The following is a 20,751-nucleotide window of genomic DNA, read 5'->3' as shown; positions in this document are numbered from 1 at the left end:
CGTGGGCGCGCTTGCCCCCAGCGCGACGGGCGAAACTGCCCCCATCGGCTGAGCGAAGCCCGACTGCACGGGCGACATTGGTTGAGCGGCACCGCCCCATGACGATCCAACCGGCGCTGGCGGCAGAAACTGCTGCTCGGCGACCTGTATGGCCTGGGGAGCACCCAGGGAGGATGGCATGGGCTGATTAAGCGTGGCGGGGGCAGACTGCGCGACCGAACCGGTAACGGTCGGATCGCCGAACTGACGCGATCCGAGACTGGAGCATCCAGAAAGTCCAACGGCAGCCACGACCAGACCAGCCGCTACAACCGCGCCTTTAGGGACCCTGAGGGACAGGCTTTTACGCATGGGCTCACTCGTACGCAGGTACTCAACAACTGAGTGAAAGCTACGCCGGTAAGGTAAAGACGAGTTTAAAGCTGATGCGTTTTGAGTGAAATCCCAACCACCCAATTGTCAAATGGGTAAGGTTAAAATCTCGATCGATAGCGCATCGAGCCGGAATCGCTTTCTCAGCGCCCGGCGCCAAGCGCCTGACAAACATCGCATTCCGGCGGCGCCCTGCTCGCGCCAGAAAATTCCCGGGCGCGACAGCAGGATAAGAATGGAAACCTAGCGCCCCTTGAGGGCAATCGTACCCAGACGGGCCAGCGCCGCACAATGGCTTTGCTGCAGCGAAAACGGCGTCACTGTGATGCGGTTACCCTTGCGCAGCACCTCGAAATCGCTTTCCGGATCGAGCGGCGTCGGCGTTTCGGGAATGGCGACGAAGAATTTTCCCGCATTATCGCTGGGATAATAACGGAACGGCGACCGCGCGAACCGCTGGTGCGGAACGGCAGCGATGCCCGCGACCTCATCCGGGGAACAGAAGGGGAAATTGACGTTGTAGAACACATCGTCTCCCCCCTTGGCGGCGAGAATCGCCCGCACGGTGGCAGCGCCATAGCGGCTGGCGTTCGACCAGTCGACAGTGCGACTGACCTCATAGTTCATCGACTGGCTCATGGCGATGCCGATGGCGCCCTGCAGCGCGCCTTCGCGCGCGCCGCCTGCGGTGCCCGAGCAATTGACGATGTCACCGAGGTTCTGGCCGGCATTGACGCCGGACAGGACCAGATCGGCCGGCTTGTCGTCGAGCAGATGGGTCATCCCCACGACGACACAGTCGGCCGGTGAGCCACCGATCACAGCAAAGCGCCGCGGCCCCCGCTCCTCAAGCGCCAGCTCGCGCCCGAGGGTAAACCGGTGGCTGGCGCCCGATTGATTGCCATCCGGCGCCACGATCCAGACGTCGTCGGACAGCGACTGGGCAATCTGCGCCATGATGGCGATGCCGGGCGCATCCACACCATCGTCATTGGTGATGAGGATGCGCACAGCTCTACTTTGCTCCGATGACGGTAAGGCCGCCCATATAGGGCTGCAGCACTTCGGGAACCAGCACCGAGCCGTCTTCCTGCTGATAGTTCTCCAGCACGGCGATCAGGCAGCGGCCCACAGCCGTGCCCGAGCCATTGAGCGTGTGCACATAGCGCGGGGCCTGCTTCTCGCCGGCCGGGCGATAGCGGGCTTCCATGCGACGCGCCTGGAAATCGCCACAGACCGATACCGAGGAAATCTCGCGATAGGTATCCTGCCCCGGCAGCCAGACTTCCATGTCATAGGTGCGACGCGCACCAAAGCCCAGGTCGCCGGTGCACAGCTTCATGACGCGATAGTGGAGGCCCAGCTTCTGCAGCACCGCCTCGGCAGCCGCGAGCATGCGCTCGTGCTCGTTCTCGGCTTCTTCTGGGGTGGTGATGGCGACCAGCTCGACCTTGTTGAACTGGTGCTGGCGCAGCATGCCGCGCGTATCGCGACCGGCCGAACCCGCTTCTGACCGGAAGCACGGCGTCAGCGCAGTGAAGCGCATCGGCAGCTCGTCTTCGGCCAGAATAGACTCGCGGACAAAATTGGTCATCGGCACTTCGGCCGTGGGGATCAGCGCGAGGCGCGTATCGCCATGCGGCGTGAAGAACAGATCTTCCTCGAACTTGGGCAGCTGGCCCGTGCCGAACAGCGCCTCGTCGCGCACCAGGACCGGCGGCTGGACTTCCATATAGCCATGCTCGGTCGTGTGCAGGTCGAGCATGAACTGCCCGAGCGCACGCTCGAGACGCGCTACCTGCCCCTTGAGCACGACGAAACGGCTGCCGGAGAGCTTGGCAGCAGTCTCAAAGTCCATGTTCTTGGCAACGACGCCGATATCGAAATGCTCCTTGGGAGCAAAGCTGAAGCTCGGCTTGGCCGGACGCACTTTTGCAGCCGTTTCGGCAGAACCGTTCAGGCCGAAATATTCAACGTTCCCGCTCTCGTCGTCACACTCGGGCACGTCGTCGAACGCCATGTTGGGCAGCGCCGACAGGATGTCCCGCAGCTCTTTTTCGACAGCGCGCTCTTCGGCTTCGCCGGCCGGGATGAATTCCTTGAGCTTGGCGACTTCGGCCATCAGCTCCGCGGCCTTGGCTTCGTCCTTCTGCGCCTTGGCCTGGCCGATCTGCTTGGAAAATGCATTGCGCTTTTCCTGAGCCTCGTTCAGCCGAACGATGATCTGGCGGCGGCGCTCGTCGATGGCGATGAGATCGGAGGAGCGGACGGACACATTCTTGCGCTGCGACATTGCCTTGTCGAAGGCGTCAGGATTGTCTCTGATCCACTTGATATCGAACATCGGTGCTTACGGGCCTCTGCCCGCCTCTGGTTTGACGCAGGTCGAAGGATGAATAACCCGGGGCGCGCCTGCGAGCGCCACGGGCACAATGTGCTGTGCCCGCGACGCGGAGCACAGCTATTCGGATGGTGAGCCGGAAAGCTCTTTTTCCTGGGCGGCCAGTGCGGCCTCACGGCGACGCTGAATCCACCGAACCGACAGAATGGAGAGTTCGTAGAGTCCATACATCGGCAGCGCAAGACCGATCTGCGAAATCGGATCGGGCGGCGTGATGAATGCGGCCACCATCAGGATACCCACGATCGCGTAGCGGCGACCCTTCTTGAGCATCTCGACATTGACGAGATCGATCTGCGCGAGCAGCGTCAGCACCACCGGCAGCTGGAAGCAGATGCCGAAGGCCAGGATCAGCGTCATCGCCAGGCTCAGATATTCCGACACCTTGGCAAGAAGCTTGATTTCCTCGGTCTGCATGCCGGCAAAAAAGCCCAGCGCCATCGGCAGCACGACGAAATAGACCATCAGCGCACCCATCAGGAAGAAGACGGGCGTGGCGACCAGATAGGGCACCAGCGCACGGCGCTCATGCTTGTAGAGACCTGGGGCCATGAAGCCATAGATCTGCGTGGCGAGATACGGGAAGCCAAGGAAAATGGCTCCGAACAGCGCCAGGTTCAGCTGGGTGAAGAAGAACTCCTGGGGCGCCGTATAGATCAGCTGCATATCGCCCGGATCGGCATAGATCGACCGATAGGGGTTCAGCAGGATATCGAAGATCGTACCGGCGAAGAGGAAGCACACCACCATCAACACGACGATCGCGATGGCGCAGCGGATAAGCCGCTTGCGCAGCTCGATAAGATGGTCGAGCAGCGGCGCCTCGCTCCCGGCGAGTTCGTCCTCTGCGTCCTTGCTCTTGTCCTCGATCTGGGACTTTGCGTCAGCCATCGTCAATTCTTCTCTGCCGGGTCAGCCGGCTTCTTGCGAGGAGCGCGCGGCTTTGCGGCCGGCTTCTCGGTGGCAACGACTTCGGCCGGGCTTACGGTCTTGGCCCGCGATGCGCGCGGCTTTTTGGCGACGGGTTCCGCCGCCACTTCGGCTGCTTCGGTCTTGACCGGAGCGCGAGGCGCCCGCGGCTTGGCCGATGGCGTCAAACCCTCGACGGCCGGCAGATCGCTGCTCGCAACCGGTGCGGTCGGAGCCGGCGTGGCGCTCGGTGCCGGGCTCACCTGCGCGGCCTTGACAGGCTGCGTCGGCTTGAACCCCGCCTCGGCGGCGATCTCGTCATTGGTTTTCTTTGGTGCAGGCGGCATTCCGGCCGCGCTGCGCAACTCGTCGACGACGCTTTCGGCCTTTGGATCGGCCGGCTTGATTGCCCCGCTGGGCTTGGGCCCGGTGGGGGTCATCGCGTTGAATTCCCGGCGAATTTCATCAGCCGACTTCTTCAGCGGGTCGGTGATGGAGCTGCGCAGATTGCGCACCTCATCCAGGCCCGTGGTGCGGTTGATTTCGCGCTGGAACTCAGTGCCCATGCGCCGGATCTGGCCCACAACCTTGCCAATACGGCCCATGACGACCGGAAGATCCTTCGGTCCGATAAAGATCAGCGCAACGACGCCGATCACCAGCATCTCTGTCCAGCTAAGCCCCAGCATATGGATAGTCTCCGAGAGTGGTCGCGCCAGGCGCGATCAGCGAGCAGACGCTCTTAGGCGTCTTTGCTCTTGTCCACTTCGCGGGCATCGATATCGGCGGTCGTCGCGACGCGTTCCACCGGCTTCTCGTCGTCACGCATGCCCTTCTGGAAGGCTTTGATGCCGGAGGCCACTTCACCCATCATGCCGGAAATCTTGCCACGGCCAAACAGCAGAATGACCACGACGGCGACGACGAGAATGCCCCAAATAGACGGCGCGTGCATATTTTTCTCCCTGAATACTAGAACGCGTTACACGCGATTGATAACCGAGAAATAGGTTCAATCTCCGGCAAACACAAGGAAATGTTCCCCGTCACGGGTCATCAATCCGTGTTGCTCCACACTGTGCGATCATTCAACATCCTCCCCCTCCCCGGGATCGTCGGGATCGAGCGCATCCTCGTCCTCGCGCAGCTCGCCGGTAAACGGCAGCGGGATCTGCATATCCGGCGGCAGCCGTCCCGAGAGCAGCCCCGCCCCCTTGAGGTCATCGAGCCCCGGAAGATCGGTCAGCGCCTCCAACCCGAAATGATCGAGGAATGCCTCGGTCGTGCCGTAGGTCACCGGCCGTCCCGGCGTGCGCCGCCGCCCGCGCATCCTTACCCAGCCGGTCTCGAGCAGCAGGTCGAGCGTCCCCTTGCCCGCCGCAACCCCGCGCACTTCCTCGATTTCGGCGCGCGTCACCGGCTGGTGATAGGCAATAATCGCCAGCGTTTCGAGTGACGCCCGGGTCAGCGGCCGCGTCTCTGCCTGCTCGCGCCGGAGGAGGTGCCCGAGATCCTCGGCCGTCCGGAACGCCCACCCCTCGCCCCGCCGCACCAGATTGACCCCGCGCGGCGCATAGCGCTTCTGCAACTCGAGCAGCAATTGGCGCACATTGGCGCCCTCCCCGACATAGGGCGCAAGGTCGGCCACATGCACTGGCTTGTCCGAGGCAAACAGCAGCGCCTCGAGCACGCGCAACTGCCGTTCGCGCACTTCTGGAAAATCATCCTCGCTCATTGTCACTCTTTGATTTTCCGGCGCAGATAGATCGGCTCGAACGTGCCGCCCTGGCGAATCTCTATCTCGCCCTGGCGCACCAGCTCCAGCGTCGAGGCAAAGCTCGATGCCCGCACCGTCCGCCGCTCTTCGGGCTGGGCCAGATATTCGGCAAGGCACTGCTCAAGCGCCACCCATTCCCCGGTATCGCCGATCAGCCGCTGCAAAATGTCCCGCGCCTCCTGCAGCGACCACACCGTCCGCGTCGTCAGCTTGTATTCAACCACGGAATTGCGTTCGCGCTGGCTCGTATAGGCCTTGAGCAGCTCGTAATAGCTCGCTTCCCAGATCGACCGTCGCGCGATCTGGATCGCTTCGGGCGCCCCGCGTGCATGGATTTCCCGGCCCAGCTGTGGCCTTCCCATCAGCCGGCTGGCCGCCAGCCGCATCGCTTCGAGGCGCTTGAGCCGGAATTGCAGCATGGCCGCCAGCATCTCGCCCGATGGCTCATCGTCATTGGCCGCCTGCGGCACCATCAGCCGGCTCTTGAGATAGGCCAGCCACGCCGCCATCACCAGATAATCGGCCGCGATCTCGATCCGCTTCTCGCGGATGGTCTCGATGAATTTCAGATATTGCTCGGCCAGCGCCAGGATGGATATGGACGCCAGGTCGACCTTTTGCCGGCGCGCCAGGTCGAGCAGCAGATCGAGCGGGCCCTCATAGCCACCGACCTCGACATGCAACACCTCTTCGGTGTCGGGCTGCGTCGAAACATCGACCCAGTCCCCCTGCTCCCCAATCATCCACAGATCCTGAAAGGCGTGAAAACTCGCGCCATCCTTGTCGGCTGGCGCGAGCATCGTCAAGCAGGGCCACTTGCGGCCCCGCCGTCACTACATCGTAAAGCAGTCGCCGCCGGCGGCCTTGATGTTGTTGCACAGCGTATTGGCGCTCTGCAGCGAGTCGGCCGGCACGCGCACGCGATAGAAGATCCCGCGCTCCCCCAGATCGACGCGCTGCACTTCGAGATTGGCGCCGTTGAACAGCGGCCCGAAGCGCGATGCGATGCTCTGCGCCGTCTGGCGGGCAGTCTCTTCCGAGCGCTGCGATGCCAGCTGCACATAGGCCGGAGCCGAGGACACCGGCGCCGAAACGGCCGGCGCAGGCGTCGCCGGTGTTGCTGCAACAGGCGTCGTCGCCGCAGGTGCAGGCGTCGGCGTCGCTGCAGCCTGACGCGCAAAGGTCGCCGGACGCACCAGCGGCACCGGCGCTGTCTTGCCGACAATCGCATTGCCCGCCCCATCCACGGCCGGAACCGTCGAACCCGGCTGCACCGGAACCACGGGCGGTGTCACCGGCGCGGCTTCGGTGGCTGCGTTCTCCGCTGCCGTCGCCGACGGATTGACGCTGCCGATCAGCTCAGGCGTCGAGAAATCGGCGCCCGGAACATCCGGCACGCTCGGACGATCCACCGGCAGCATGGTTGCCCCGGCGACGCTGTCGCCACCACTGACGATGGTGCCATCCGGGCGCACGGTCACGGTACGAACCTTGCGGTTCACCAGACCCTCTTCGCTCGAGGTCGGCGGCACGAAATTATTCACCGCGTCGATATCGGCCTGGTCGCGCGACACCAGCTGCTCGTCGGCCCCGCTATCGACCCCGGCGATCTCGTTGAACACCACCGACTGGGCGGGCTCTTCGGCTTCCGGATCGGGGACCGGCTCTTCCTTGATCGGCGCTGTATCGGCCACGATCAAGGGCGCCGGGCCATCGGATGCAGCGCCGCCAAGGCCCAGCACGGCATAAAGCCCCACGGCGGCGACGCCCAGCATCAGGGTCGCTACCAGCGGCCCCGCGAGGGATCGCGTCATGCCCAGAACACGGCTTTTGCGCGCCCGCGGCGCTGCCTCTGTGTCCACATCGGCAATGCGGGCGTGAATTTCAGGCTCAACCCATTCCACCCGCGCGCCCGACGTCGCCGCTGCGGCCAGAATGGCCTCGTCGACTGAGCTCACATGCGGCGTACGCGGCTTTTCAGACGCAGGCTGTGCAGTCGGCTGGCTTGGCAGGGTCGGCGTCGCAAGGCTGCGCAGCGCCGCGCTGGGCGACTGCTGGCGCGCATCCGGGCGCACTGCCGAACCAACCAGACGCTCGATTTCCTCAAGCGGATCGGGCTCAGCGCGGCGCGGCTGCGGGTTGACGGGCTCCGGCTCGACAAATGTCTCTGCAAAGCTGGCCTCAGCAACCGGTTCCGGCACGGGTTCCGGTTCGGGACGCGGCGCTGGCTTGTCCATTGGCTGCCCAGAGCCCACACCGAAAACCGGCGGCACGCCGAAGACGTCATTGCTCTTGAGCGGGAACGGGTCCTCGGCAGCTGCCGGTGTCTCTACCGGCTCTGCCTCGGCAGTATCTTCGGCCGAGAGTTCCGCCGCGATCAGATCGGCCAGGCTGTCCTGGTCGAGATCAGGCAGAACATCATCCTCTACGGGCGGCACGACAGGCGCAACGGGCTCGGCGCGGACGGGTGCAGGCTCAGCCTGCACAGCTGCGGGTTCAGCGCGCACACTGGAGGGCTCAGCCCGCACGGCTGCGGGCTCGGGCCGCGGATCAACGGATTCCCTACGCATCGCCGGGGCGCTTGGCGCCATCGGCTCGAAGCCGGGCTCGCGGCGCGGCGGAATGCCGGCCTGCGGAGCAGGACGCGGCTCGGCGGCAACCTGCGACTGCGGCGGAGTTTGCACCTGCGGAGCACTCTGCATCGGCGGGGCGGTCCGCACCTCGGGTGCAGTCCGCTGCTCGGCAAAATGGCGTGCTTCGGGCGCAGAAGCGGGCTGGCTGCGCGGATCTGGCGCATCGGGATGGGCAAGCCGGGGATCGATCACCGGCGCGACGCGTGGCGCATCCTGCCGCGGCGGCATCTGCGGCTGCGCCTGAGGCGGCACCTGCGCCTGCGGCTGGGCCTGCACGGGGCGCTGCTGGGCTGGCGGGGTAAATGGCTGCCCGGGAATACGGATCGGCGTGCCGGGCGTTTCCGGCGCCACCTTGGGCGCAGCTGCCGATTGTGTTGGGGGTGGCGCTGCAGGCGTAGCAAGCGGCGCCGCCGGGGTCGGCCGAGCCATCGGCTCGCCGGGAATCCGAACCGGCGGGCTGTCCGCCTTTGGCTTGTCCGACTGGGCGTCTTCCGCCATCAGTCGGGCCAGTTCAGCAATGAGATCGTCCGCGGAGTCGGTTGGTCCGGCCATAGGTTTCGGTTTCGCTGTCGTCATCTGCCAGCGCCCCTGAAGTGCTGCAAGCCCCGTTCTTCGGGGGTTTGCAGCGAGTTTTCAACACTAATACGCCTGAATTATGAAAGCTCCTCCGGAGCCGCGACGCCCAGGATACCCAGGCCATTGCGAATTACTTGGCGTACGGCATCGACGAGCGCGAGTCGAGCCAATGTCAGCTTTGGATCGGCTGGGTTAACAAACCGCAAACCAACATCGTCCTTCCCCTTGGCCCAGAAGCCGTGGAAAGCCGCCGCCAGATCGTGAACATAGAAGGCAATACGGTGCGGTTCATGCGCCACGGCGGCAGCCGCAACGGTACGCGGCCAGGCTGCCAGAAGCCGGATCAGCTCAAGGTCTGCGGCCGTGTCGAGCCGTTCGATCTCTGCGCCGGCGAGCGCCGCGGCGGACACATCGAGCTCGGGCATGTCGCGCCCCGCGGTCCGGAAAATCGAGCAGGCACGGGCATGTGCGTACTGCACATAAAACACGGGATTATCCCGCGTCTGTTCCTTGACCAGCGCGAAGTCGAAATCCATCGATGCATCATTGCGGCGGAACAGCAGCATGAAGCGCGTCGCGTCCGAACCGACTTCTTCCACCACGTCGGCCAGCGTCACGAGGTCGCCCGAGCGCTTGCTCATCTTGAACGGCTCGCCGTTCTTGAGCAGCCGTACCAGCTGGCAGATCCGCACGTCCATGTCGGCCTCGCCATGCGACACGGCCTTCACCGCCGCCTGCAGGCGCTTCACATAGCCCGAATGGTCGGCGCCCAACACATTGATCATGTGGTTGAAGCCGCGCAGGTACTTGTTGCGGTGATAGGCGATATCGGCCGCGAAATAGGTGTAGGTGCCGTCCGACTTGACCAGCGCCCGGTCGGTGTCGTCACCATAATCCTTGGCGCGGAACAGGGTCTGCTCGCGGTCTTCCCATTCCTCGGGGGTCTTGCCCTTCGGCGCTTCCAGCCGGCCTTCATAGACCATGCCCTGCTCGCGCAGCCAGTCGAGGGTCGTCTGGATATCCCCGCCCTGCCCGTGCAGCGTCCGCTCGGAAAAGAACACGTCATGGTGGATGTTGAGCTTGGCAAGGTCTGCCTTGATCAGCTCGAGCATTGCGGCCAGCACCCGGTCCTTGATCAGCGCCAGCGCCTCGGTCTCGGGCATGGACAGCAGCTTGTCGCCGAATTCGGTTTTCAGGGCTTCACCCACAGGCACCAGATAGTCGCCGGGATAGAGTCCGGACGGGATTTCGATGGTTTCGCCGAGCGCCTCGCGATAGCGCAGCATGGTCGACTGGGCCAGAATGGTGATCTGCCCGCCCGCATCATTGATGTAATATTCGCGCGTGACGTCATAACCCGAATAGATCATCAGCGAGGCCAGCGCGTCCCCAAACACCGCGCCACGCGTATGACCCACATGCATCGGGCCGGTCGGGTTAGCCGAGACGAACTCGACGTTCACCCGCTCGCCCTTGCCCATGTCAGACCGGCCATAGGCTTCCTTCTCCGCGCCGATGGTGCGCAGCACCTTGTGCAGAATGGAATTGCTGAGACGGAAATTGATAAAGCCGGGACCGGCGATATCTATCGACACCACGTCCGGATCGCCCTTGAGGCGCTCCACAAGGGCGGCCGCAACCTCGCGCGGATTCTTGCCGAGCGGCTTGGACACAACCATGGCCGCATTGGTGGAGAGATCGCCATGCGCTGCATCTCGCGGCGGCTCCACCACAACGCGCGCCAGCAGATCGGCATTCAGATCCGGGTAGTCGGAAAGGAGCGCCTCGGTGACCCGAGCGGTGAAGTGGGCGAAAATATCCATGACAAACTCGTGGGAAAACTTGAATGCCGGTTAACGGAAATCCGGTCGAGCGTCAAACAAACGCTGATATTCGTCGAGCGCATAGGGGTCCGTCATCCCCGCGATAAAGTCGGCCACCACCCGTGCTCTGGCCGGTTCATCGCCCGCCTGCGCCATGGCGTCACCCCACCGTCCGGGCATCTCCGAAGCCCCCATATAGGCCGCAAAAAGCGCCTCCACTACAGCCTCGCTCTCGCGCACCGGCACCATCACCGTCTCGTGCCGATAGACGCGTTCAAAGAGGAAAGTCTTCAGCCCCTTTTCGGCCGCAGCCACATCCGGAGAAAAGCTGACCAGCGTCTTGCCGGCCAGCCGCACCTCCTCGGCGCTCGCTACGCCCGCCGAGGCGATCGCCGCCGAACTGGTGCGAATGACGTCTTCCACAGCCCGCGTAATCAGCCGCCGCTGCACTTCGTGGGTCTGCCGGTTCGCCGCGATATCGGGATAAAGCCCGAGCACCTCTTCAACGATCGGCCCCGCCATCGGCACGCCGATGAAATCGTCCAGCACCACCAGCCCCGCCCGCAGCGCGTCATCAATGTCATGGGCATTATAGGCAATATCATCGGCAATCGCCGCCGCCTGCGCCTCAAGGCTCGCATGGGTATCGAGCCGGAGATCGGCCACGGCCGCAATATCCTCCAGCCCCGCCGGCAACCCCTCGGCCAGATAGCGCCCCACCGGCGTCCCCTCCGGCGTCGTCAGCGGCCCATTGTGCTTGAGAATCCCCTCCAGCGTCTCCCAGGTCAGGTTCAGCCCGTCATGCTCGGCATAGCGATTCTCGAGCCGCGTCACGACGCGCAGCGCCTGAACATTGTGGTCAAACCCGCCAAAAGGGGCCATCGCCCGGTGCAGCGCCCGCTCCCCGGCATGCCCGAACGGCGTGTGCCCCAGGTCATGGCTCAGCGCCAGCGCCTCGGCCAGATCCTCGTTCAGCCCCAGCGCCCGCGCGATCGAGCGCGCGATCTGGCTCACCTCCAGCGTATGCGTCAGGCGGTTGCGAAAATGCCGCCCCTCGTGATGGAGAAAAACCTGCGTCTTGTGCTGCAGCCGCCGAAACGCCGTCGAATGGATGATCCGGTCGCGATCCCGCTGGAATTCCGAGCGCGTGGGGCTCGGCCCGGTGCCATAAAGCCGGCCTAGCGACGCCTCGGGTTTGCTGGCATAGGGTGCAGTATCAGTCATGTGTTGTCGCAGGCCTTTGCAAGGACGCTTCAAGCGCCTATCTTAGCGGCAGTGTTATGACATAACGACCGTCCGGACCTTCCATGACAGACGCAGCACTTGCCACATCTCCCGCCGTAACCCTTTCGGATCGCGCCGCCAAGCGGGTTGCGCGCATCATCGCAAAGGAGGCGCCCGGCACTGTGCTGCGCATTTCGGTGGCCGGCGGCGGCTGCTCGGGCTTCCAGTACGAATACAATCTCGTCCAGGAAACCGCGACCGATGACGACCTCGTCCTGCAGAAGGGCGATGCCGTGGTGCTGATCGATTCTCTCAGCCTCGAATTCATGGGCGGGGCAGAGATCGACTTCGTCGACGATCTCATCGGCCAGGCTTTTCAGATCAAAAATCCAAATGCGGTCGCCTCCTGCGGCTGCGGCACCAGCTTCGCCGTCTGACGCGAAGCGACTTACCAAAATACGATAATCTCTGAGGGGGGATGAGATGGGCGCCCAAGTCGACGCTGTGATGGATAGTGCCATCGCCAATGAAAAGATCGTGGGAGCCGAACTGGTCGTCCTCCGCGACGGACAGGAAATCATCCGCCGCACGGCCGGCTGGTTCGATCGCGAAGCCGGCACGCCGATGCAGGCGAACGCCATCTACCGCCTCGCCTCCGTGACCAAACCTATCGTCGCCGCCACGGCCCTCGCCATGGTCGACAAGGGCCTCCTCAACCTCGAGGATGAGGTCGCCACCCACCTGCCCTATTTCACGCCCAAGGCGCCCGACGGCACGCCTGCGCGCATCACTATCCACCACCTGCTGACCCACACAGCCGGCCTCGCCTACGCCTATCCCGACGACCCGTCCATTTCGGGCGGCCTCGGCCCCTCGGACAATGATTTCGAGACCAATTTCAGCCGCGTCGCCCGCCAGGCCCTGCTGTTCGCACCGGGCACGGGCTGGAATTACTCGGTCGCCATCGACGTTCTCGGCGCCGTCATTGCCGCCGTTACGGGCGGCACCCTGCAGGACGCAGTGAAAACCCACGTCACCGGCCCGCTCGGCATGAACGACACCGGCTTTTTCGTCTCCGACCGCGCGCGCCTCGCAAAACCCTACGCCGACGGCGCCCCGCCCTTCCCCATGCCCGATCCGCACCAGCCGATCACCGAGGCCGGTCCCGGCCCGCTGTTCTCGACCTCGCGCATCTTCAACGCCCGCGCCTTCCAGTCCGGCGGCGCCGGCATGGCGGGTGCCCCGAGCGACATCGCCCATTTCCTCGATACCCTGCGCACCGGCGGCGGCGCCATCATCAAGCCCGAAACCATCGCGCTCGCCTTCTCCAACCGCATCGGCACCGTCGAACGCGCCGAAGCGGGCCAGCGCTTTGGCTATTTCGGCGCCATTGTCGATGATCCGGCTGCGGCCAATTCGCCCTCTGCCCGCGGCACGGTGAATTGGGGTGGGGTCTACGGCCATTCCTGGCTTGTCGATCCGGCGAACAGGCTTACCATAGTGTCGATGAGCAATACGGCGCTCGAGGGCTGCACCGGGCAATATCCCAAGGACCTCATCCGCGCCGTCTATGCCGATCTGAACTAAGGATTTTTTCCCATGGCCCTGCGCATCGCCACCTGGAACATCAACGGGATCAAGGCCCGTATCGAGCTGCTGCTGCGCTGGCTGGAAGAGGAAAAGCCCGACATCGTCGGGCTGCAGGAAATCAAATCCGTCGACGAAGGCTTTCCCCGCGCCGAAATAGAGGCGCTGGGCTACAACATCGAAACCCATGGGCAGAAGAGCTGGAACGGCGTTGCCCTGCTCTCCCGCCTGCCCTTCGACGAGGTCCATCGCGGCCTGCCCGGCGACGACAGTGACGAGCAGGCCCGCCTGATCGAAGGCGTCTTTTCCGTCGACAGCGGCGTCGTCCGCGTCTGCAATATCTACCTGCCCAATGGGAACCCGGTCGATACGGAGAAATTCCCCTATAAGCTGCGCTGGATGGACCGCCTCCACGCTTTCGTGGAAGAACGCCTCACCTGGGAAGAGCCCTTCGTCCTCATGGGCGATTTTAACCTCATCCCGGCACCCATCGATGCCCACGACCCCGCCGCCTGGTGGGGCGACGCCCTCTACCGCCCGGAAAGCCTTGAACGTTTCCGCGCCCTGAAAAACATCGGCATGACCGACGCCCTTCGCGCCGTGAACGCCGACCAGGCCTTCACCTTCTGGGATTTCCAGGCCGGTGCCTGGCGCCGCAACGCCGGCATCCGCATCGACCACCTTCTCCTCTCCCCCCAGGCCGCCGACCGCCTCGACGACGTCAGCGTCCACAAGGACGTCCGCGGCTGGGACAAGCCCAGCGACCACGTCCCCGTCGAAGGCGCTTTTAGTCTCTGAGGCACCCGCGGCCCCATCGCCTCCTCCCCCTGACCAGGGGGAGGATAGCAAAGCCGGGCCGCACGGCCCTGGCAACGCTGAGGTGGGGGGCACTCTCACCCTATCCCCAAAACACCGCCCCGCCCCCTCCATCGTCATTGCCCGGCTCGTCCGGGCAATCCATCGCGCCCAAAACTGGATCACCCGGACCAGCCGGGTGATGACGGCGTTACACTGATCGTCGTGTGCGAACACTGGTTTGTCGCCATGTAGTTGACCACGAGATCATCGGCCCCATCGCCTCCCTCCCCCTTGTGGGGAGGGAACGAGGGTGGGGGTATGAGAGCCACAGAACTGCTACAAGGCCCTGGCGACGCAGAGGTGGGGGCAACTCCGCCAAAAAACAAAAAATCCCCACTCACGCGGGGATTTCAGTTCCTGCTCCAAGTCCCCGAAAAGACTCAGAAATCGGCAAACTGCGGTGCGATGCTCTCGGCCATGGCCGCGGCGCTCACCCTGTCTTCCGGACGCGCCACCGAGGATGCTCGGCTGAGCAGCTCATCCACCTGTGCCTGCTCGGCCGTACCGGCGCAGCGCACATGCGAGACGTTGAGCCACATCAGCCCTTCGACCGGCTGCGCTTCGATCCCGTCGACGCCGTTGAACAGCAGGTCGCCGAGACGTGCCTGGGCGGCGCAATGGCCCTTGCGAGCCGCCAGCGAAAACCAGCGGGCGCTCTGCAGCGGGCTCACACCCAGCCCGTCTTCCTGCGAATAGAGCAGCCCGACGCGATATTGCGCATCGGCATCGCCGAAATAGGTCGCGGCATGCAGCAGCAGCGCATGCGACCGCTCGATATCGGCGGGAATACCGGCATCCGGCACGCCCTGGCGATAATAATCGCCGACCTTGACGAAAGACTGGGCGACAATGTCGGATTCCACGCCGCGCGGCGCCGCATCGGCATGCTGGTTGGCGATCTGCGCGAAATAGCCAAAGGCGCGCGCCGGGTCCTTGGCGACGCCTTCCCCGTTCTCATACATCGTCCCGAGCTGCCACATGGCCATCGGCTGACCCGCCGCAGCCGCATTTTCCAGTGCGGAAAGATAGGCATCGCCGGACACGCCGCCACCTGCCCCATCGAGCATATTGGCAAGTTCCAGCGCAGCGTCAGCTGCCGTCTGCGCCTGTGCGGGAAGCACCAATGCCATTGCGGCAAACGCAAAACCGGCCACTGCGGAAGCCAGGCTATTCACCGGCGTGGTCCGCATATTACTCCTTTTGCCCATCCTCGAATGGGCGGATTTCGATGTCGGCACTCCTCGGAATGCCGTCAGGGCGGCCCGCAGGGGAGCCTCGCCCGTCAGTTTCTGTGATGAGCTTGCCCTCAACTGCGCGCCGAGCCAAGCAAAGTATGAAGAAGAGGTAAACGCGCATTGCGGCAGGATTTGAGCCGAACCGCTCACAGAGATGCGCGCAGAATTCTTCTTATGCGGCCATCGTCCAGTGCTTGAAATTGACGCCTTGTTACGCACGCGCTCACCACGATCTGGCGGAATCCGCCGAATTCAACATTTTCTGGGCGAGTACGAGCTTGGCCACGCCGAAAAGTGGCCCCTTGCTGCTGGCAGTCGCCCCCGAATGCCTGCTTTTGTTTAGGGACAGATTGTGGCGGGAAACATCGCCAAATCATTGACAGTCATCACGCGGCACGTGAATCACGCCGCCTGTTGCGGAATCGTCACATCCGCGCCCAGACCCCCCTGCTCGGCTTGTCAGCCCTGCCAACCCCTCCCATACTCCCGCCCATTCACTCTCCCAGGGGAACCCGAGATGAAAACGATCCTGTCCCAAGCCGCAGCCCAGATCCGCCATCAGGACATGATCGTACATGCATCCGAAATCCTCATCCGGGGAGCGCAGCACCCGCACTAGCGCCCTCTTCCGCCTCTTCTCCGCCTTCCGCGCTGCCGACCCGGCTGAGCGGACCCGGGCGAACCTGCGCGCAAGGCGCTTCCTTTCCTATTATCGCCCGCACCTGCCGCTCATGGCGGCGGTGTTGACCTGCGCCATCCTTGTCGCCGGCACGGCCATCGCCATGCCGCTCATCGCCAATTACCTGGTCTCTCACCTGCCGGCGCTCGCCGCATCGCCCGACGCCGCAGCGCGCCTCTTCACCCTCGGCGCAATCATGTTTGTCGTCGTCGTGATCCAGGCGCTGGCCACCTATTTCGTCGACTATCAGGGCCACGCCATGGGCGCCCGCATCGAGGCGCAGGTCCGCCACGAGCTCTTCGACCATGTCCAGAAACTGTCGTTCAGTTTCTACGACCGGCAGCGCACCGGCCAGTTGATGAGCCGCATCAGCAATGACTCGCTCTGGCTCGGCGAGCTCTTCCACCACGGCCCCGAGGACCTGGCCATTGGCCTCCTCAAATTCTTCGGCGCCATGGCCATCATCTTCTGGATCGATCCGCTCGTCGGCGCCTGCGTGGCGGTTTTGATTCCTTTCGCAGTCGCTTATGCCCTGCACTTCAACCACCGGATGAGCATTGCCTTGCGCACCGGCAAGGAGCGGATCGCCGCCATTAATGAAAGGGTTGAAGATGCCCTGGGCGGGATTCGGGTGGTCCAGTCCTTTGCCAATGAGGCTGACGAGCTGCGCCGCTTTGACGCCGAGAACCAGAAATTCCTGCAGAGCCGCAAAGACAGCTATCGCAGCGAGGCCATGCTCTGGAGCGGCATGGAGATTTTCGGCCAGCTCGTCACCATCGCCATTCTCATCCTCGGCGCCCTGCGCATCGTCTCGGCCGAACTGACAGCGGCAGATCTGCTCACGCTCCTGCTCTGCGTAGGCGTCCTGCTCGATCCGATCCAGCGCTTCGATAATTTCATCCGCCTCTGGCAGGAAGGCTACACCGGCTTCGTCCGCGCCATGGAGCTCCTGGAGGTCGAGCCCGATATCATCGACCGGCCGGACGCCCGCCCGCTCCAGCACGTTTCGGGGTCCATCGCCTTCAACGCTGTCGATTTCCGCTACCCCGGTGAGGATCGGGCAGTGCTCAGCAATCTCTCGCTCGCCATCCGCCCCGGCGAGTTCGTCGTCCTCGTCGGGCCATCGGGCGTCGGCAAGTCGACGCTCTGTGCCCTCATCCCGCGCTTTTACGATGTCGATGCCGGCGCAATCTCGATCGATGGCCGGGATATCCGCGATATCCCCCTCGCTTCACTCCGCACTATGGTGGGCGTGGTGCAGCAGGACATCTATCTCTTCAGCGGCACTGTCCGGGAGAATCTGCGCTATGGCCGGCCCGACGCCACCGACGACGACATCATCGCCGCCGCCGTTTCCGCCAACGCCCATGATTTCATCATGGCCCTGCCCCAGGGCTACGACACCGACATCGGCCAGCGCGGGGTCAAACTATCTGGCGGGCAAAAACAGCGACTGACGATCGCACGGGCCTTTTTGAAAAACCCGCCGATCCTGATCTTCGACGAGGCGACCAGCGCCCTCGACAATGACAGCGAGCGTGCCGTCCAGGCGGCCCTGCTCGATCTCGCCCGGGGCCGAACGACAATCGTCATCGCCCACAGGCTCTCCACCGTCCGCCGCGCGGATCGGATCCTCGTTCTCACCAGAGACGGTATTTCGGAAGAAGGGAACCACGCGGCGCTCATGGAGGCCGGTGGTATCTATGCGCGCCTCCATGACACCGAGGCCCGAATTTAGCGTTTTGTCGTCGTCAACGCTAACAGTCTGCTAACCAACTCCCCTCTCGCGCTGACGCGAGAGGGGCTCATTGATTGATACGATCAGAGCAGCACAAGCGCCGCCTTGATGCGGTCGCGACGGTCAATTGCCGCTTCGCGACGAGCCTTCTGTTCCTCGATCACCTCTTCAGGCGCCTTGGCAACAAACTGCTCATTCCCCAGCTTCTTGTCGATCTGGGCTATCTCGGCGTCGAGCTTGCCAACATCCTTCTGCAGGCGCGCCTTCTCGACCGTGAGATCGATAACGCCGGCCAGCGGCAGAGCGAAATTGGCATCGCCGACGACAAATTGTGCAGATTCACCAGGCACTTCGGACTGCGGCGTGATCTCTTCGAGACGCGCCAGGCGGGTGATCAGTGAGGTGCCACCGACGAGACGGCGAAGCGTTTCCTCACCAGCCCCGGTCACCACCAGCTGCAGCTTGGCGCTCGCCGGAACATTCATTTCCGCACGCACCGAACGGACATTGGAGATCACCTCGATCAGCCATGCCAGCTCGGCATCTGCCGCAACGTCCTCAAGTCCTTGGAATTCCGGCCATTCTGTCAGGATCAGAAGGTTATCACGTGCCGGACCAAACTTGCCGGTCTCCGCCCAAAGCTCTTCGGTAACGAAGGGCATCATCGGGTGCAGCATGATGAGGATCTGGTCGAGCGCCCAGGCTGCAGTCGCCCGCGTCTCGGCCTTCGCAGCCTCGTCTTCGCCATTGAACACCGGCTTGGCGAACTCCACGAACCAGTCGCAGAACGTGCCCCAGACAAAGTCATAGGCCGAGTTGGCAGCCTCATTAAACTTATAATCTTCAATGCCTTGGCGCACAGAAGCCATCGCGCGAACGGTCGAGCCGACGATCCAGCGATTGAGCGCCAGCGTGTTGGCCTTGGGGTCATAGCCCTCAACGCGCCGCGCTTCGTTCATTTCGAGGAAGCGGGCCGCGTTCCAGATCTTGGTCACGAAATTGCGGTAGCCCTCAACGCGGCTGATCGCCAGCTTGAGGTCACGGCCCTGCGCGGCCATGGCGGCCAGCGTAAATCGGGTCGCGTCAGCACCGTATTCGTCGACGAGCTTGAGAGGATCGATCACGTTCCCCTTGGTTTTGCTCATCTTTTGGCCCTTCTCGTCGCGGACGAGAGCGTGCATGTAGACGGTGTGGAACGGCTCCTTGTCGAGGAATTCCAGACCCATCATCATCATGCGGGCAACCCAGAAGAAGATGATGTCAAAGCCCGTGACCAACACGCTGGTCGGGTAATAGCGCGCCAGCTCCGGCGTCTCATCCGGCCAACCGAGGGTCGAGAACGGCCATAATGCCGAAGAGAACCAGGTGTCGAGCACGTCGGGGTCGCGGGTCAGCTCGACCGGCTTGCCATAGTGCTTCTCAGCCAGTGCCGTGGCTTCAGTTTCGTCATACGCCACAAAGGCTTCATTGTCCGGGCCATACCAGGCCGGGATCTGGTGACCCCACCATAGCTGGCGCGAAATGCACCACGGCTTGATGTTTTCGAGCCAGGCGAAATAGGTGTTTTCGTACTGCTGCGGCACGAATTTTGTGCGGCCTTCGCGCACTGAAGCCAGCGCCGGCTGCGCCAGAACATCGGCCTTCACCCACCACTGGTCGGTCAGGAACGGCTCGATGACGACGAGCTTGGACTTCTCGTCATGCGGCACCATGATCTTCTTGTCCTCGATGTGATCGAGGCCGCGGATCGGATTTTCTTCAGCAATGGCAGTCAGATCGGCGATGATCGCCTTGCGCGCCTCGAAGCGGTCGAGGCCGCGGTACTTGGCGGGTACGAACTCTTCATCGACGATGGCGCCGCGCGTGGTGAACACGTTTATGGGCTCGATGCCGGCACGTGCACCAACCTCGAAGTCGTTGAAATCATGCGCAGGCGTGATCTTGACCGCGCCGGTACCGAGCGCCGGATCGGCATATTCGTCGGCAATCACGGGAATGCGGCGACCCACCAGCGGCAGATCCACAAACTTGCCGATAAGCCCCTGATAACGCTCGTCTTCCGGATGCACGGCGACAGCAACGTCGCCCAGCATGGTTTCCGGGCGCGTCGTCGCGACGATGATGTAGTCGCGAGTTTCCTCGCCCGTGACATTGCCCTCTTCGTCCTTGATCGGGAACTGATAGGTCACGCCATCCGCCAACGGATAACGCAGGTGCCACATGTGGCCCTTGACCTCGATATTCTCCACCTCAAGGTCCGAGATCGCGGTCTCAAGACCCGGGTGCCAGTTCACCAGGCGCTTGGCGCGATAGATGAGGTCGCGCTTGTGCAGTTCAACGAACACCTTGGTGACGGCGCGGACCATCTGGTCGTCCGGCGCGCCATTGGCGCCCATGGTGAACCGCTCGCGCGAAAAATCAGCCGAAGCGCCCAAGCGCTTCAATTGATTCATGATTGTGCCGCCGCTCTCGCCCTTCCACTCCCAGACGCGCTCGATGAACTTGTCGCGGCCCATGCTGCGACGGTCGAGCTGTTTTTCGGCAAGCTGGCGCTCGACGATCATCTGCGTGGCAATGCCGGCGTGGTCCGTGCCCGGCTGCCAGAGCACGTCCTTCTTCAACATGCGGTTGAAGCGGACGAGGATGTCCTGCACCGTATTGTTGAGGGCGTGGCCGATATGCAGCGAGCCCGTGACATTGGGCGGCGGAATAACGATGGTGAAGGTCTCGGCGCCTGGCTTTGCCCCAGCGCCCGCTGCGAAGGCCTTGGCCTCGAGCCAGGCCTCGTAGATGCGGCTCTCGACCGCTGCGGGCTCGTAAGTCTTTTCAAGCATCGGATCACTCACAACAGCATTGACCCGCCAGGTGAGACATGGCGGGCCGAAAAATGGGTATCAGACTTCAATCAAAAGCGGAGCGCAGGGTCAACTGCGCCGGAG

Annotated in this window: 16 protein-coding genes; 4 read left to right on the top strand and 12 right to left on the bottom strand. The window is 63.4% G+C overall.

Annotated elements, in window-relative coordinates:
• Window positions 1-615 precede the first annotated feature (615 nt).
• From surE to NYQ88_RS10240, 10 genes are all read right to left on the bottom strand, one after another.
• The gene (gene surE / locus NYQ88_RS10285; RefSeq protein ID WP_275654807.1) at window positions 616-1,383 is read right to left on the bottom strand and encodes a 5'/3'-nucleotidase SurE; all 768 of its coding nucleotides are present in this window, start codon (window positions 1,381-1,383) and stop codon (window positions 616-618) included.
• 4 nt (window positions 1,384-1,387) lie between these two features.
• The gene (gene serS / locus NYQ88_RS10280; protein ID WP_275654806.1) at window positions 1,388-2,716 is read right to left on the bottom strand and encodes a serine--tRNA ligase; all 1,329 of its coding nucleotides are present in this window, start codon (window positions 2,714-2,716) and stop codon (window positions 1,388-1,390) included.
• Window positions 2,717-2,833: 117 nt separating this feature from the next.
• On the bottom strand, window positions 2,834-3,664 hold the full coding sequence (gene tatC, locus NYQ88_RS10275) for a twin-arginine translocase subunit TatC (protein ID WP_275654805.1): 831 nt from the start codon (window positions 3,662-3,664) through the stop codon (window positions 2,834-2,836).
• Between the two features lie 2 nt (window positions 3,665-3,666).
• Window positions 3,667-4,371: a Sec-independent protein translocase protein TatB gene (tatB, locus tag NYQ88_RS10270; RefSeq protein ID WP_275654804.1), complete on the bottom strand. Its 705-nt coding sequence runs from the start codon at window positions 4,369-4,371 to the stop codon at window positions 3,667-3,669.
• Between the two features lie 53 nt (window positions 4,372-4,424).
• Window positions 4,425-4,637 (bottom strand): twin-arginine translocase TatA/TatE family subunit, encoded by a 213-nt coding sequence (tatA, locus tag NYQ88_RS10265; protein ID WP_275654803.1) that lies wholly within the window; start codon window positions 4,635-4,637, stop codon window positions 4,425-4,427.
• A 129-nt stretch (window positions 4,638-4,766) separates the two neighbouring features.
• Window positions 4,767-5,417, bottom strand: a complete 651-nt coding sequence (gene scpB, locus NYQ88_RS10260; protein ID WP_275654802.1) for an SMC-Scp complex subunit ScpB — start codon at window positions 5,415-5,417, stop codon at window positions 4,767-4,769.
• A 2-nt stretch (window positions 5,418-5,419) separates the two neighbouring features.
• Window positions 5,420-6,202: a ScpA family protein gene (locus NYQ88_RS10255; protein ID WP_275654897.1), complete on the bottom strand. Its 783-nt coding sequence runs from the start codon at window positions 6,200-6,202 to the stop codon at window positions 5,420-5,422.
• Between the two features lie 90 nt (window positions 6,203-6,292).
• Window positions 6,293-8,668 (bottom strand): SPOR domain-containing protein, encoded by a 2,376-nt coding sequence (locus NYQ88_RS10250; protein WP_275654801.1) that lies wholly within the window; start codon window positions 8,666-8,668, stop codon window positions 6,293-6,295.
• 77 nt (window positions 8,669-8,745) lie between these two features.
• Window positions 8,746-10,491: an arginine--tRNA ligase gene (argS, locus tag NYQ88_RS10245; protein WP_275654800.1), complete on the bottom strand. Its 1,746-nt coding sequence runs from the start codon at window positions 10,489-10,491 to the stop codon at window positions 8,746-8,748.
• A gap of 30 nt (window positions 10,492-10,521) precedes the next feature.
• Entirely contained in the window at window positions 10,522-11,715 is a 1,194-nt protein-coding gene (locus tag NYQ88_RS10240) for a deoxyguanosinetriphosphate triphosphohydrolase (RefSeq protein ID WP_275654799.1), read from the bottom strand.
• Between the two features lie 83 nt (window positions 11,716-11,798).
• On the opposite strand from NYQ88_RS10240, the gene NYQ88_RS10235 reads away from it, so the two are divergent.
• Genes NYQ88_RS10235 through xth form a run of 3 tightly spaced genes read left to right on the top strand, consistent with a single transcriptional unit; the run spans window position 11,799 to window position 14,100 of the window.
• A complete protein-coding gene (locus NYQ88_RS10235) occupies window positions 11,799-12,152 on the top strand; it encodes an iron-sulfur cluster assembly accessory protein (RefSeq protein WP_275654798.1) in 354 nt (117 codons plus the stop codon).
• A 46-nt stretch (window positions 12,153-12,198) separates the two neighbouring features.
• Window positions 12,199-13,302, top strand: coding sequence for a serine hydrolase domain-containing protein (locus NYQ88_RS10230; protein WP_275654797.1), 1,104 nt, complete (start codon window positions 12,199-12,201; stop codon window positions 13,300-13,302).
• An 18-nt stretch (window positions 13,303-13,320) separates the two neighbouring features.
• The gene (xth, locus tag NYQ88_RS10225) at window positions 13,321-14,100 is read left to right on the top strand and encodes an exodeoxyribonuclease III (RefSeq protein WP_275654896.1); all 780 of its coding nucleotides are present in this window, start codon (window positions 13,321-13,323) and stop codon (window positions 14,098-14,100) included.
• A gap of 440 nt (window positions 14,101-14,540) precedes the next feature.
• On the opposite strand, the gene NYQ88_RS10220 is transcribed toward xth, so the two are convergent.
• A complete protein-coding gene (locus NYQ88_RS10220) occupies window positions 14,541-15,350 on the bottom strand; it encodes a tetratricopeptide repeat protein (RefSeq protein ID WP_275654796.1) in 810 nt (269 codons plus the stop codon).
• 776 nt (window positions 15,351-16,126) lie between these two features.
• On the opposite strand from NYQ88_RS10220, the gene NYQ88_RS10215 reads away from it, so the two are divergent.
• Entirely contained in the window at window positions 16,127-17,812 is a 1,686-nt protein-coding gene (locus tag NYQ88_RS10215) for an ABC transporter ATP-binding protein (RefSeq protein WP_275654895.1), read from the top strand.
• Window positions 17,813-17,895: 83 nt separating this feature from the next.
• Here the strand turns inward: NYQ88_RS10215 and NYQ88_RS10210 are convergent, their stop codons facing one another.
• Window positions 17,896-20,646, bottom strand: coding sequence for a valine--tRNA ligase (locus NYQ88_RS10210; RefSeq protein WP_275654795.1), 2,751 nt, complete (start codon window positions 20,644-20,646; stop codon window positions 17,896-17,898).
• Between the last annotated feature and the right edge of the window lie 105 nt (window positions 20,647-20,751).

The organism is Devosia sp. SD17-2 (assembly GCF_029201565.1).
Taxonomy (GTDB): domain Bacteria; phylum Pseudomonadota; class Alphaproteobacteria; order Rhizobiales; family Devosiaceae; genus Devosia.
The sequence above is the reverse complement of the archived record's forward strand: the minus strand, read 5'-3'. Positions and strand labels throughout refer to the sequence as shown.

Bases quoted from the DNA above. Each gene is read 5' to 3' on its own strand.
- NYQ88_RS10250 (WP_275654801.1), bottom strand. From the start codon at position 8,668: ATGACGACAGCGAAACCGAAACCTATGGCCGGACCAACCGACTCCGCG.
- argS (WP_275654800.1), bottom strand. From the start codon at position 10,491: ATGGATATTTTCGCCCACTTCACCGCTCGGGTCACCGAGGCGCTCCTT.
- NYQ88_RS10255 (WP_275654897.1), bottom strand. From the start codon at position 6,202: ATGATTGGGGAGCAGGGGGACTGGGTCGATGTTTCGACGCAGCCCGAC.
- tatC (WP_275654805.1), bottom strand. From the start codon at position 3,664: ATGGCTGACGCAAAGTCCCAGATCGAGGACAAGAGCAAGGACGCAGAG.
- NYQ88_RS10235 (WP_275654798.1), top strand. From the start codon at position 11,799: ATGACAGACGCAGCACTTGCCACATCTCCCGCCGTAACCCTTTCGGAT.
- serS (WP_275654806.1), bottom strand. From the start codon at position 2,716: ATGTTCGATATCAAGTGGATCAGAGACAATCCTGACGCCTTCGACAAG.
- NYQ88_RS10210 (WP_275654795.1), bottom strand. From the start codon at position 20,646: ATGCTTGAAAAGACTTACGAGCCCGCAGCGGTCGAGAGCCGCATCTAC.
- NYQ88_RS10230 (WP_275654797.1), top strand. From the start codon at position 12,199: ATGGGCGCCCAAGTCGACGCTGTGATGGATAGTGCCATCGCCAATGAA.
- tatA (WP_275654803.1), bottom strand. From the start codon at position 4,637: ATGCACGCGCCGTCTATTTGGGGCATTCTCGTCGTCGCCGTCGTGGTC.
- NYQ88_RS10240 (WP_275654799.1), bottom strand. From the start codon at position 11,715: ATGACTGATACTGCACCCTATGCCAGCAAACCCGAGGCGTCGCTAGGC.
- NYQ88_RS10220 (WP_275654796.1), bottom strand. From the start codon at position 15,350: ATGCGGACCACGCCGGTGAATAGCCTGGCTTCCGCAGTGGCCGGTTTT.
- tatB (WP_275654804.1), bottom strand. From the start codon at position 4,371: ATGCTGGGGCTTAGCTGGACAGAGATGCTGGTGATCGGCGTCGTTGCG.
- scpB (WP_275654802.1), bottom strand. From the start codon at position 5,417: ATGAGCGAGGATGATTTTCCAGAAGTGCGCGAACGGCAGTTGCGCGTG.
- NYQ88_RS10215 (WP_275654895.1), top strand. From the start codon at position 16,127: ATGGCGGCGGTGTTGACCTGCGCCATCCTTGTCGCCGGCACGGCCATC.